Raw genomic sequence first — 13,065 nt, 5'->3', positions numbered from 1 at the left:
GGGCGAGTCGACCGAGCGGGAGCCCCCATGGCGGTGGAAGTGAAGCAGTGGCCCCGGCGGGTGCGGTGGTGGGTGGCGCCCGCGCTGGTCCTCCTGGCGATCCTCTTCACCGCCGCGGGACGGGTGGACGCCGCTCTCGGCCGGATCGAAGCCCCCGGATCCCCGTCGAACACCTGGGGTGGGCTCGTCACCGTCACCCCCCTCTCGCAGGAGGCCCGCACCGAAGCCCGCACGGCCTGGTGCGTCTGGTTCAACACGCTGCCCGACCGGCGGCAGCCCCTGATCACCCAGGACACGTACAAGGGCTCCGACCCGGGGCCACGGGTGGAGGCGTGTCTCGACGCGTTCACCGGCACGGCGCGCGACCAGGTCTTCGAGCCACCGACCGGGGGAGCCGAGGCACGCCTCCTCATCGACTGGTACGTGGGACTCGACGTGCTTCTCGTCCTGCTGTACGTCCTCCTGCTCCACCAGGCATGGACCGCCCTCCGTGCCCGGATCCCCCCGGCCACCCGGGACGCCGAGACACCGGCGGAGGCGACGAGCGCGTCCCTGGGCCGCGCCACCGCGTCTTCCCGGCAGTGGCTCCTGATCGGCGGCCTCGTGCTGGTCGAGGCGGTCGAGAACGCGTGCCAGGCGCGGCTGGGCGAAGGCGACCTGACACCGGCGCGGATCGACACGCTCTACCGGGTCGTCGCCTGCGCCGCCGTGGCCAAGTGGGCCCTCGTGGGCCTGGCCGTCCTGATCCTGACCGTGCTCGTCGTGCACACCAGGGTGCTCGCCACGCTGCCCTGGCGGGAGAACCTGGCGGTCGTGCGCGTGCAGCTCTTCGTGTCGGCCGTGCTGCTGCTGCTCGTCGCCGGATTCGGCGTCGAGCAGGTGCCGGACGCCCTGCTGGGTCTCCTCGACCACTGGTCCACCGCGATCGCCACACCCGTCGCCGTCCTCGTCCTCTCGCTCCTGCTCTGGCGCAGTGTGCACCGGACCGCCCTCACCCAGGACCGGGCACTGGCCCCCGTCCGGCAGCGCTGGCTCCTGCTCGCCGCTCTCGTCTGTCTCGCCCTCGGCATCCGCCTCGCCCCCGGCCTGCGGGGCCTCGCGTTCGTCCTCGGCCTCGTCCTCGTCCTGTCCTGGATCGGCGGTGCGACGGTCCGGAAGCGGACGCGCAGCGACCCCGGGGCGGCCGTCGCCCGGACGAGGGCCCAGCAGCGCGCCGACATGATCACGGGCAGGCCACGCACGAGCCTGGAGACCACCGCGCGACTGCTCGCCGCGCTGCCCCTCCTCGCCCTCGGGGTGTTCGCCGTGCGCGCCGCCGTGGCGCCCGCCGTCGTGGGCCCGCGACGCTGGTCCGCGGTCCTCCTGATCCTCCTGGGGCTGCTCGCCGCCGCGGCGGGTGTCGTCCTGCCGTACCTGCTGAAGTGGGCGCAGAGACACTGCGGCTGGGCGATGGCGCCGTCGCCGCGGCACCGCAGGTACGGGCTGTATCTCGCACTGTCCGGCCTCTGCGGACTGTTCGTGGCCGTCTCGATCGTCACGCTCGTGTGGGACCGGACCTGGAACCTGCCCGTCCGGGCGGGACCCATCGCCGTACTGACCGTGTTCCTCTGCCTGGCCCTCGTGATCCTGAACGAACTGCAGCGCTGGTCCGAACGCGCCACGGCGGTCACGGGCTTCCGCGTGCTGAAGCTGGAGCGCACCCCGGTGTTCGTCCTGCTGATCGCCTGGTTCCTGCTGGCCTCGACGTTCGACGAGCAGGGCCATCACCAGGTGCGCGTCCACGCGGCGGAGGTTGACTCGCCGGTCCCGGACGACGACGGCCTGGGCCTGGGAGAGGCGTTCCGGAGCTGGGCCGCCGCCAACTGCGCGACCCTGCCCGCGACCACGAACGTGCCGGCCGAGGCGAGGACCGGCCCGCCCCTGCCCCTGGTGATCGTGGCCGCGTCGGGCGGCGGGGTCCGCGCGGCCTACTGGACCCGTTCCGTCCTCGACCAGCTGTTTCCCCCGGGGCCGGTGACTGCGGCTCCCGGCTCGGCGTGCACCCCGCCGGACGGCCGCGCCCCGGTCTTCGCCGTCAGCGGCGTCTCGGGCGGCAGCCTCGGTGCGATGTCCTGGATCGCCCGGACCACCCCCGACGCGCCGACGGAGACCGCGGGCCACCAGGAGGTCTTCGGGCAGGACCACCTCTCCGGCGCGCTGGCGTGGCTGACGTACGTCGACCTCCCGCGGGCGTTCGTCGGGTTCGGCGGAAAGGACCGGGCGGCCGTGCTCGAACAGTCCTGGGAACGCCGACAGGAGGAACTGAAGCGGCCGTTCTACGGGACCTGGAACGCGACCGGGGACTCCGACGTTGCCGCCTGGACGCCCCTCGCCCTGTTCAACGGCACCGCGGTGGAGAGCGGATGCCGGGTGCTGACCTCCCCGATCCAGCTCGGCGCCTTCGACCGCCCCGTCGGCCCGACCTCCTGCACCCAGCGCCCCGAACGACCCCGTGAGCCGGGCACGGGTCAGGAGGCACGCCCACCCGGCGGGCCCACTCTCATCGACCTGCGCGGCGGATTCCTGTGCGGCCGGGAGGACGTCAACCGGTCCACGGCCGTGCTGCTCTCCGCGCGCTTCCCCTGGATCACGCCCTCCGGGAGGCTCTCCGGTGACGCGTGCGGACACCCGGAGGCCCGGTTGTCCGTCGTCGACGGAGGTTATGTCGAAGCCACCGGCAGCATGACCGCCGTCGACCTGCGCGACCGGCTCGCCCGGGTGATCGACTGTCACAACCAGCGGGTGACGGGCGGCCCGGTGCCGAAGGGCTGCGAGGCCGACGACGCCGTCGCGACCCGCCCGGTGGAGGCGGTGCTGGTCCAGATCGACAACGGGTACAGCAGCGTGGCGGCGGTCCCCCCGCCCGGCCGGCCCAGGGAACTCCTCGTCCCCCTCAAGGGCAAGGCCGCCGCGGTGAGCACGACGGAGGCGAACGTACGCCAGCGAGCCTTCGAGGCCTTCGGCTGCGCCCGCTACCTGCCGCTGGCCAACGTACGAGGCCCCGGCACCCAGGCACCGCTGGGGTGGGTGCTGTCGAAGAGCGCCCAACAGGACCTGGACGACCAGTTGAACAGACTGCGGGACGAGGAAGGCGGAAAGCGGCTGACGTTGAGCGGTCAACTCGCCCAGACCCTGGAGCGGTGCCTGCCCCGCGCATGACGCGCCGCCCCGGCGGCCCGGGTGGCGGACCAAGATCATGGCGTGGCATCCGTACGCCTGGGCAGGCGCAGTCCGGTAAGCCCCGTACGAAGGCCCGTTGGCGGAGCACGGTGTGCCGGGGCCCGGCGGCGGGGGGAGGGGTGGCACGCTCGGGTGGAGCGGGACACCGTGAGCGAAGCGAGGTAGCACGTGACGCAACGCAGCAAGCGGAGCGCCCGGTACGCCCTGCTCGGGCGACGACTGAGGCGGGACCCGTTCGTCGTGCAGACGGTACGGTCCACGGCGGCGGCGACCCTGTCGTACGTCGTCGCGCTCTGGCTCAGCAGCGAGGCGGCACCCCTGACCGCACCGCTCACCGCGCTCCTCGTCGTCCAGGTCACGCTCTACTCGACCCTCACCACGAGTCTGCGCCGGGTCAACTCCGTCGTCGTCGGCGTCCTCATCGCCATCGGGTTCAGCGTCCTCGTCGGACTCACCTGGTGGAGCCTCGCCCTGATCATCCTCGCCTCGCTCCTCGTGGGGCGGCTCGTGAAGGTGGAGGAGTTCGTCCCCGAGGTCGCCATCAGCGCCATGCTGGTGCTCGGCGTCACCCAGGTCGCCCACACGGCGTGGGACCGCGTCCTCGAAACCTTGATCGGCGCCGTCGTCGGCATGCTCTTCAACCTGGTGCTCGCCCCGCCCGTATGGGTGGACACGGCGGGGGAGTCGATCGAGGACCTGGCCCGGCGGATGCGGAGGCTGCTGCTCGACGTGGCCGAGGAGTTCGCGGGGGCGCCCCCCGTCGAGCGGGCGGCGGCCCGGCTGCACGAGGCTCGACGGCTCGACAACGACGTGGCGGACGTGGACGGCGCACTGCGCACGGCCGAGGACAGCCTGCGCCTCAACCCGCGCGTCAAGGAAGGCCTGCTGCACCGCATCGTGCTGCGGACGGGGCTCGACACCCTGGAGATCTGCGCCGTCGTCCTGCGCGTCCTCACCCGTACCCTTACCGACCTGGCGAAGGAACGGGACGGAGAAGCGCTGCTGCCCCGGCCGACCGCTCTCGCCCTCCAGGAGACGGCGCAGCACACAGCCGACGCCTTCGTCAGCTTCGCCGTGCTCGTCACGGCTCCCGGCAGCGAGGCGGCCGAAGCCGCCGAGACCCGGCTCGCGGGCGAACTGCGAGCGGCCCGCGCCTGCCGCGGCGGGGCCGCGGACCTGCTGCTCGCCCTGGCCCTGAAGGAGCCCGAACGCTGGCAGCTCTACGGCGCCCTGCTCACCGAGATCGACCGCGTCCTCGACGAACTGGACCCGGAGCACCGGGGCCGTCGGCTCATGGAGGAACTCGACCGTCACACCCGCGAGCGCCGGGAGCGCCGACTGAGGCCCCGCTACCGGCGCGCCCCCGTGGACGCCTGAGCGCGGGGCGCGGGCCGCTCGGTCCACGTGTCCGAGTCCGCGGGAGTGGAGCCGCCTGACGAGGACGAAGCGCCTGACGAGGACGAAGAGCCTGACGAGGAGGAAGATGTGGAGGAGGAGGAAGAGCCCGAGGAGGACGGGCCTTACGAGGACTAGCCCGACGAGGACGAGCCCTACGAGGACGAGCCCGATGAGGACACGCCCCACGTCGACAAGCCCTCGCCTCCTCGCCGACGCAGGCGGCAGGCCGCCTGAGCCCGCTTCCGGCATCAGGAGGTGCCCGTGATGTCCGCCTTCAGGCGCAGCCGGTCCCTCGTCCGCTGGACGCCCCCCGTCCTCGTCCGCCGCGTGCTCCTGGGGGTGGCGATGTGGGGCGCGCGACGGGCCGTCCGACGGATGGTGCGTGCGAAGCCCCACGCCCCGTGACCCCGTCCCGTCCGGTGAGCCGCGGAGTGTGGGGAGGCGATCCCGGGCAAGGCTGCGTAGCCTGAATGCCATCCCCCGAGGGACGCCGGGCCGCGCAGCCGTCGCGTCGCGCGACGCCTTCGAGGAGAGCCGCGGAGGTCGTGTGACGACGTACGAGGATGTCCTGGCCGGGCTGCTGGCCCGCTCCCATCTGCTGTCGGGGCGGGACCTCGCGGGCCTCGTCCAGGACGCGGGCCGACGCATGGGGCTGCGGGGGACGGCCCTGTACGTGGCGGACCTCCAGCAGATCCGGCTGGTGGCCCTGCCCCAGCTCGACGCCGTGGCACAGCCGGTGCTCGACGCCGACTCGTCGCCGGCGGGCCTGGCCTACCGCACGCAGGAGGTGCAGCGGTCGAGGGACGGCAGTACCGCCTGGCTGCCGATGATCGACGGAGTCGAGCGCCTCGGGGTGCTGATGGTGACGGCGCCGGCCCTCGACGTTGCCGTGCTCGGGCGGGCCGTGGGGCTCGCCGACGCGGCCGCCCTCCTCGTCGTGTCCAAGTCCTCCCACAGCGACCTGCTCGTCGAGGCAGAGCGCTCGCGGGCGATGACGGTGCAGGCCGAGCTGCTGTGGGCCTTCCTGCCGCCACGGACCATCGGCACGGCGGACGTCACCTCGTCGGCGGTGCTGGAGCCGGCGTACGACATCGGCGGTGACACCTTCGACCACACCCTGGACGACAGCGGCCTGCACCTCACCGTCATCGACTCCATGGGCCACGACCTCGCCTCGGGCGGTGCAAGCGCCGCGGGGCTCGCCGCCTGCCGCGCCACACGCCGTTCCGGCGGTTCCCTGACCGACATCGTCACCTCGATCGACCGGATCCTCGACGCCTGGTTCACCGACCGGCTCATGACCGCCGTCGTGGCCCATCTCGACACCTCGGACGGACGCTTGACCTGGATCAACTGCGGGCATCCGCCGCCCCTGCTGATCCGCGGCGGCAGGGTCCTCCCGCAGGTGCTCGCCCGGGAGCCCGACCTGCCGCTCGGGTGGGGCTTCCTCGCCGACACACCGCCGACCGAGCATTCCGAGCGGCTCCAGCCGGGTGACCGGATCCTCCTCTACAGCGACGGCGTCACCGAGGCCCGCTCACCGGGGGGAGACCTGTACGGCGAGGAGCGGCTTGCCGACAACGTCATCCGTGCCATCGCCGCGGGCGACCCCGCGCCCGAGGCCCTGCGGCGCCTGGTCCAGGGCCTGCGTCAGCACCAGGACCACAGGCTTCGCGACGACGCCACCATCCTGCTCACCGAGTGGCACCCGGGCGGCCTCGGCGCGCAGACCCACGGGCGGATCACGGAGGCGAGTGCCCGTGACGTACGCGGGTAGGCGTCGCTGCGACAGCGAGACCGCGGAGACCCGTCAGGAGGATCCATGAGCACGCCCCCGAACGATCCCGTGCCGCCGAGCCCCACGCCTCCGCCAGAACCGGGACCCGGCCCCGCTCCGGGGCCGCTCCCGGGGCCGGTTCCCGGGCCGGGCGGCCCGGACCCCGTTCCGCCCGCGCCGCCCCGGCCCGAGCCGGATCCGCCCTCGCCCGGCCCGCCGCCGGAGCCGTTCCCGCAGCCCGGCCCGCTGCCCCCGCCGGGACCCGGACCGGAGCCGGTGACCTGAGCGACCCGACTGATCCGGGGCGGCGTAGGGCCGCCCCGGTCCGGGTGAGTGTCGGCGCCCTCATGTACGGCGGCGGCGGACCTGAGCGTCCGCCGCCGCCGTACACGCGTCTTCGTGCACGTCCCGTCCGTGCGCCGTGAGCCGGGCGCGCGTGACCGGGTTCGCCCCGGGAACGGCCGCGGGGGGTGCTCACCGGTCGCGCACCGACCGGACGTCCTTCTCGCTCCACGAACGGGTGTCGCGGGGCTCCACGTACGGTTCCGTGTCCGGCGGCATGCCACCGGCGACCGCCCGCTGGCGCAGCGCCTCGGCGTCGAACTCGAGGCCCAGGAGCACGGCCAGGTTGCTGATCCACAGCCAGATCAGGAAGACGATGACACCGGCCATGGTGCCGTAGGTCTTGTTGTACGACGCGAACTCCGCCACGTACAGGGCGAATCCGGCGGACGCGGCCATCCAGATCAGCAGGGCGAGGGCGCTGCCCGGGGTGATCCACCGCCAGCCCCTGCCCCTGGCGTTCGGCGCCGCCCAGTACAGGAGCGCGATCATCAGCGTCACGAGGAAGACGAGCACCGGCCACTTCGCGATCGACCACACGGCCAGCGCGGTGTCGCCGAGTCCGAGCACGTCCCCCGCCCGGCGCGCCACGTCGCCGGTGAAGACGACGATCAGGGCGCTCGCCGCTGCCATCACCATGAGCGCCATGGTCATGCCGAGCCGGATCGGCAGGACCTTCCAGACCGGACGGCCCTCGGGCATCTCGTAGATCCGGTTGGCGGCGCGCATGAACGCCCCGACGTACCCGGAGGCCGACCACAGGGCGAGCGCCAGGCCGACCACCGCCATGGCGGCGCCCGTGCCCGTGCCGCCCTGCACGTTCTCCACGGCACGGCCGAGCACGTCACGAGCCGGGCCGGGCGTGAGGTCGCGCAGGGTGTCGAGGACCTTGTCCGTCGTGGACGGTCCGCTGACGCCGAGCATCGAGACGAGAACGAGCAGCCCGGGGAAGAGGGCGAGCACGCCGTAGTACGTGAGGGCGGCGGCACGATCGGTCAGCTCGTCGGCGACGAACTCGCGCATCGAGCCCTTGAGGACCAGGAGCCAGGAGCGTCGGGGCAACTCGGTCGGCGAGTCGGGGGCGCGCTCCTCGACCTCGGGGCCGGGCCCGACGTCCCGCGGATCCGGCACCGCCGGAGGCCCGTCATGGGCGGCGGCGTCCGTACGGCGGGTGGCGTCGGGCTCCGAACGGTGCTGCGCGGCGGTCTCCGAACGGTGCTCCGCGTCGGCTTCCGTACGGTGCTCCGCGTCGGGGTGCGCAGGGTGTTGCGCGTCGGGCTCCGTACGGCGGTCATGGGGGGCGCTCCGATCGGCCATGTCGTCGCGGTTACCCGCCTGGGCCGGTCCTACGCGCGGACGGCCTCCGCCGGCCCCGCCGGGGCGCCCGTGCCGAAGGCGCGCCGGTAGGCGGCGGGCGAGACGCCGAACGCCGTCCGCATGTGGGCGCGCAGCGAGTTCCCCGAGCCCAGCCCGGCGCGGTGCGCGACCAGGTCGATCGACAGATCGGTGGTCTCGAGGAGCTGCTTGGCGAGTTCGAGCCGCTGCGCCGTGAGCCACTGCACGGGCGTCATGCCGACCTCGTCGCGGAACCGGCGGGTGAAGGACCGCAGGCTCATCCGGGCGTGTTCGGCGAGGCGGGCGAGGGTGAGGGGTTCCGCGAGGTGTTCGAGGGCCCAGGCGCGGGTGGCGGTGGTACTCGCCAGGGTGGGCTCGGGGACCGGGCGGTCGATGAACTGGGCCTGACCGCCGTCCCGCCACGGGGGGACGACGCAGACGCGGGCGGCACGGTTCGCGGCCGCGGCACCGTGGTCGCGGCGGATGATGTGCAGACACAGGTCGACACCCGCGGCCACGCCCGCGGAGGTCAGGACGTCGCCGTCGTCGACGAAGAGCACCTCCTCGTCGACCTTCACCCGGGGGTAGGCCCGGCGGAACTCGGGCGCCAGGTTCCAGTGGGTGGTGGCGGGCCTGCCGTCGAGCAGCCCGGCGGCAGCCAGCACGTACGACCCGGAGCAGATCGACACCAGCCGGGTGCCGGGCCGGATACCGGCGATGGCGGCGCCGACCTCCGGCGGCAGGGGGCCGCCCCGGCCGAGCTCGGGCATGGCGTGCGTCGGCGGCAGAACCACCGTGTCGGCCTCGGTGAGCGCCTCCGGTCCGGCGACGGGCTGCACGGTGAATCCGGCGTCGCTGAGGACGGGGCCGCCGTCGGCGGTGCAGACGGTGATCTCGTACAGGCGCGGCCCTCGGCGTCCGTGACGCTGCCGAAGACACGGGAGGGGATGCCGAGCTCGAAGGGGGGCACGCCGGGGAGGGCGAGCACAGCGATGCGGTGGGGCCTCTCCGGTCGTCCCGCGCGCTCGTCCCGTACGGCCGTCCCACAGGAAGTACTCATGGCCAGATCCTGTCACATAGTGGCCTGGCGGCCAATGCCGGAACGGGACGGCATGCCCGATCGTGAAGTGGTCGCCGTCGGCAGGGATCCGGCGGCACCCGACTGAGAGACGAAAGAGGCTGACGGTATGCGTGCGATGGTCGTGGAGCAGTGGGGCGGACCCGGGAACATGGTCGAGCGCGAGATGGAGCGCCCCGAGCCCGGCCTGAACGAGGTCCTGGTGCGGGTCCACGCGGCCGGCGTGAACCCCGTGGACTGGAAGACCCGCGCGAGCGGTGCCCTCATCGGCTGGGACGCCGTCCCGGTGGTCGGCTGGGACGTGTCCGGCACGGTGGAGGCCGTGGGCCCCGGCGTGGGGAACCTCAGGCCCGGTGACGAGGTCTTCGGCATGCCGCTGTTCCCGCGCCAGGCGGGCGCCTACGCCGAGTACGTGGTGGCACCGGCCCGCCACCTCGCCCCGAAGCCGGCGTCCCTGACGCACGTCGAGGCGGCGGCGCTGCCGCTCGCCGCCCTCACCGCCTGGCAGGCCCTCGTCGACACGGCGGACGTCCGACCCGGGGAGCGCGTCCTCGTGCACGCGGCCGCCGGAGGAGTGGGGCACCTCGCCGTGCAGATCGCCAAGGCCAGGGGCGCGTACGTCATCGGCACGGCCAGCGCACCCAAGCACGACCTGGTGCGCGAACTCGGCGCGGACGAGGTGATCGACTACCGTACGGCCCGCTTCGAGGACGTCGTCTCCGGCGTCGACGTCGTGCTCGACGGCCTCGGCGGGGAGACCGCCGAGCGCTCCATGAAGCTGCTCGGCGCCGGGGGCCGACTGGTCACCCTGCCGGGCCCGGACCAGGTCCCGGCCGCCAAGGACGGTGTGCGGGCGGTCTGGGTCCTGGTCGAGCCCGACCACCTCGGCCTGCGCGAGATCGCGGCCCTGGTGGAGCGCGGGGAGCTGAGGCCGGTGGTCGACACGGTGCTGCCGCTCGCCGACGCGGCGAAGGCGCACGAGATCGGCGAGCTGGGCCGCACGACCGGCAAGATCGTCCTGACCGTCGCCTGACCCGCACCGCCGCCTGACCCACACCGCCTCCGGCACCCACACCGCCTCCGGCACCCGCACCGGCGACCTTCCGGCTTCACCCACCCGCACCGGCGACCTTCCGGCCCCAGGCGCCCACACCGGCGACCCTCCGGCCTCTGGTGCCCGCACCGGCGGCCTTCCGGCCCCAGGCGCCCGCACCGGCGGCCTTCCGGCCCTCGTCGCCCGCCGGTACGGGCGCCCCTCGGGGTCCTGGCCCGCGACCGCCCGGAGGACCCGTCAACTCGCTGGTCCAGCTGACCCGGCTCGTCCTGGCCGAGGCCGATACCGAGACGGCCCCCGCCGGACGCGTCCCCGGCGCCGGGCCCATCACGGCGCCACGCCCGTGAACGCTGCGTTCCCGGGCAAGGCCCGGTGCACGGCGCGACAAGAGACGACGCCACGCCGACCGTAGGGTGAGGGCGTCAAGTGCCGCGCGGACGCGCGGAGCAGCCGACCCGAAACGAGGAGACGACCCCATGCCGTACATCACCGTGGGCCAGGAGAACTCCACCGCCATCGAGCTGTACTACGAGGACCACGGCACCGGCCGGCCGGTCGTCCTCATCCACGGCTTCCCCCTCGACGGCCACTCCTGGGAGCGCCAGAGCGCCGCGCTGCTCGACGCCGGTCACCGGGTGATCACCTACGACCGCCGCGGCTTCGGCCGGTCCTCGCAGCCGACGACCGGCTACGACTACGACACCTTCGCGGGCGACCTGAACACCGTGATGGAGACCCTCGACCTCCACGACGCCGTCCTCGTCGGGTTCTCCATGGGCACCGGAGAGGTCGCCCGATACGTCTCCACGTACGGTTCGGGCCGCGTCGCCAAGGTCGCGTTCCTGGCGTCCCTGGAGCCCTGCCTGCTCAAGTCCGACGACAATCCGGACGGGGTCGCGCCGAAGGAGTTCTTCGACGGCGTGGTCGCCGCCGTCAAGGCCGACCGATTCGCCTACTACACCGACTTCTTCGCCGACTTCTACAACCTCGACGAGAACCTGGGCAGCCGCATCAGCGAGGAGGCCGTCCGCAACAGCTGGAACACCGCCGCCGCCGGCGGCTCCTTCGCCGCCTCCGCCGCACCGGCGACCTGGTACACCGACTTCCGCGCCGACATCCCCGCCATCGACGTGCCCGCCCTGATCCTGCACGGCACCGCCGACCGCATCCTGCCCGCCGAAGGCACCGCGCGTCCCTTCCGCAAGGCCCTCCCGACCGCCGACTACGTCGAGATCGAGGGCGCCCCGCACGGCCTGCTGTGGACCCACGCGGAGGAGGTCAACACCGCGCTCCTCGCCTTCCTGGCGAAGTGACGCCCCACCATCCGTCCTTCGGGCAGGTCCGGGCCCCCGTCGGCCGAGGCCGGCTCCCGGCCCGGCCGACGCTCCATGCCTCATACTGTTCCGCCGTACCGCACGCGTGACCGAGCTCCGTCCCGTGCGGTCCCGGCGGGCGCGATGAGCGTGGAACAGTTGACGACGGGTCCCCTCCCCGAGGACCCCACCCCCTGGCGAGCCGGTCAGCGGCAGGGAGGCGGAACTCGCGTTCGCGGCGATGCGGCTGCGGGGAGGGCGGGATCGCACGTCTCGAAGGCCTCGCGGGCATCGGCAGGTCCGGATCCTGCGGGATGTCGCGGGGTCTGCGCGGCGGCGCGGAGACGCGATCCGGGCGACGAGCTGACCGGTACGCCCTCCGCCGCGCGCGTGGGCACCGGCCGGAGTCGGCTCAGTAACCGTAGCGACCGGTGGCGACCTCCCAGCGGTGGTAGCCGGCGATCCAGGCGGCGAGGCCGTCGACGTACCGGTGGGCCGCGTCGCGGGCGGTCGGGGCGAGGCCGAGCAGGTCGCATATCTCGGGCACCTCGGTCGACAGCTCCACGAAGCGGTCGACCATCCTCTGCGCCTCGCGCATCACCTGCACGGCCGCCTCCTCGGGGGTGCCGCCCCGCTCCTCGCGGACGATCATCACGAGGTTGGCGACATCGCCGCGGGCGAGTTCCTGGGCGTAGGAGTGCACGTCGTTGGTGAACGACGGTATGTCGGCCGCCAGTTGACGCATCCGGCGGAAAGCCGGGTGGTGCAGCACCTCCTGCGGCAGTTCGAACCGGTTGAGCCGCTCGACCATGTCGAAGAGGGTCTCCATGGCGGCCGTGCCCCGGCGCAGCGCCAGATAGCTTTCCCGGTCCGGCAGCCGCCCGGAGAGCCGGCCGGCGGCTTCGGCGGGGTGGCAGGCGAAGTACCACTCCCAGTTGTACGCGGACCGGGCACGCCACCGCGCGGACATGCCGCGCAGGCTGCGCTCCCACAGGTCGGCGAAGGCCTGCTCGACCGGGGTACGGGCATCCGGCGCCGGACCTTCGCCGTACATGAGGGCCGTCAGGCGGGCGCAGACCTCGGCCACGCGCGCGGGGGCCCGGCCGAGGTCGGAGTCGAACCGGTCGTCGAAGAAGAAGTAGAAACTGAGCAGGTCCGCGGCGAGGGCGAGGTCGTCGGTGGCGCAGTCAGGGCTGGTGAACGCGGCGAGTTGGGGCACGTCCCAACGGGCGTACGCCGTACGGTCGACGACTCCGGCGAGCCCTTCGTGGCGGAGCAGCCAGTCCTGGTGGAGGGGCGCCACGGAGCCCTGGTGCGGATTGCTGCGCGGCGGAAACGGAAGATCGAGCATCGCGGCGTTGAACATGGGAACTCCCAGGCGTCGACCCGGGTGATCCCCAAACGCACCCCGGCGCGTCCGAAGCGTACTTGACTTGATCATCCACGGCCAGGGACGGAGTGGGAGTGATCCGCGCACTTCAGGCTCTGTGTGAGGGAGTGTTGGGAAACCCGATCGGCGCATGACGGCGGGGCCCGAACTCATGGAGTT

The 13,065-nt window shown here is 73.3% G+C and carries 9 protein-coding genes and 1 pseudogene; 7 read left to right on the top strand and 3 right to left on the bottom strand.

The annotated features are described in order from the left end of the window. The first annotated feature begins 27 nt into the window (after nt 1-27). The 5 genes from ACFWV2_RS29145 (at nt 28) to ACFWV2_RS29125 (ending at nt 6,394) form a co-directional block, all read left to right on the top strand. Nucleotides 28-3,198, top strand: a complete 3,171-nt coding sequence (locus ACFWV2_RS29145; RefSeq protein ID WP_384409411.1) for a hypothetical protein — start codon at nt 28-30, stop codon at nt 3,196-3,198. Nucleotides 3,199-3,387: 189 nt separating this feature from the next. Then, the gene (locus tag ACFWV2_RS29140; RefSeq protein WP_384409409.1) at nt 3,388-4,596 is read left to right on the top strand and encodes an aromatic acid exporter family protein; all 1,209 of its coding nucleotides are present in this window, start codon (nt 3,388-3,390) and stop codon (nt 4,594-4,596) included. A 27-nt stretch (nt 4,597-4,623) separates the two neighbouring features. After that, nucleotides 4,624-4,752 (top strand): hypothetical protein, encoded by a 129-nt coding sequence (locus ACFWV2_RS29135; RefSeq protein ID WP_384409407.1) that lies wholly within the window; start codon nt 4,624-4,626, stop codon nt 4,750-4,752. Between the two features lie 129 nt (nt 4,753-4,881). Then, complete coding sequence (locus ACFWV2_RS29130) at nt 4,882-5,022, top strand: hypothetical protein (protein ID WP_384409405.1); 141 nt, start codon at nt 4,882-4,884, stop codon at nt 5,020-5,022. A 142-nt stretch (nt 5,023-5,164) separates the two neighbouring features. Continuing rightward, nucleotides 5,165-6,394, top strand: coding sequence for a PP2C family protein-serine/threonine phosphatase (locus tag ACFWV2_RS29125; RefSeq protein ID WP_384409403.1), 1,230 nt, complete (start codon nt 5,165-5,167; stop codon nt 6,392-6,394). A gap of 474 nt (nt 6,395-6,868) precedes the next feature. On the opposite strand, the gene ACFWV2_RS29120 is transcribed toward ACFWV2_RS29125, so the two are convergent. Then, nucleotides 6,869-8,053, bottom strand: coding sequence for a YhjD/YihY/BrkB family envelope integrity protein (locus tag ACFWV2_RS29120; RefSeq protein WP_384409401.1), 1,185 nt, complete (start codon nt 8,051-8,053; stop codon nt 6,869-6,871). A 29-nt stretch (nt 8,054-8,082) separates the two neighbouring features. Beyond that, nucleotides 8,083-9,131 (bottom strand): annotated as a pseudogene (locus tag ACFWV2_RS29115) (GlxA family transcriptional regulator). Nucleotides 9,132-9,258: 127 nt separating this feature from the next. Between ACFWV2_RS29115 and ACFWV2_RS29110 the strand changes: the two are divergent. Further along, nucleotides 9,259-10,182: an NADP-dependent oxidoreductase gene (locus ACFWV2_RS29110; RefSeq protein ID WP_384409399.1), complete on the top strand. Its 924-nt coding sequence runs from the start codon at nt 9,259-9,261 to the stop codon at nt 10,180-10,182. Between the two features lie 497 nt (nt 10,183-10,679). Next, on the top strand, nt 10,680-11,516 hold the full coding sequence (locus ACFWV2_RS29105; protein ID WP_384409397.1) for an alpha/beta fold hydrolase: 837 nt from the start codon (nt 10,680-10,682) through the stop codon (nt 11,514-11,516). A 412-nt stretch (nt 11,517-11,928) separates the two neighbouring features. On the opposite strand, the gene ACFWV2_RS29100 is transcribed toward ACFWV2_RS29105, so the two are convergent. Next, the gene (locus ACFWV2_RS29100; protein ID WP_384409395.1) at nt 11,929-12,882 is read right to left on the bottom strand and encodes a terpene synthase family protein; all 954 of its coding nucleotides are present in this window, start codon (nt 12,880-12,882) and stop codon (nt 11,929-11,931) included. Nucleotides 12,883-13,065: the final 183 nt, after the last annotated feature.

Origin of the sequence: Streptomyces sp. NPDC058671 (assembly GCF_042716475.1) — a bacterium.
GTDB lineage: Bacteria > Actinomycetota > Actinomycetes > Streptomycetales > Streptomycetaceae > Streptomyces.
The sequence above is the reverse complement of the archived record's forward strand: the minus strand, read 5'-3'. Positions and strand labels throughout refer to the sequence as shown.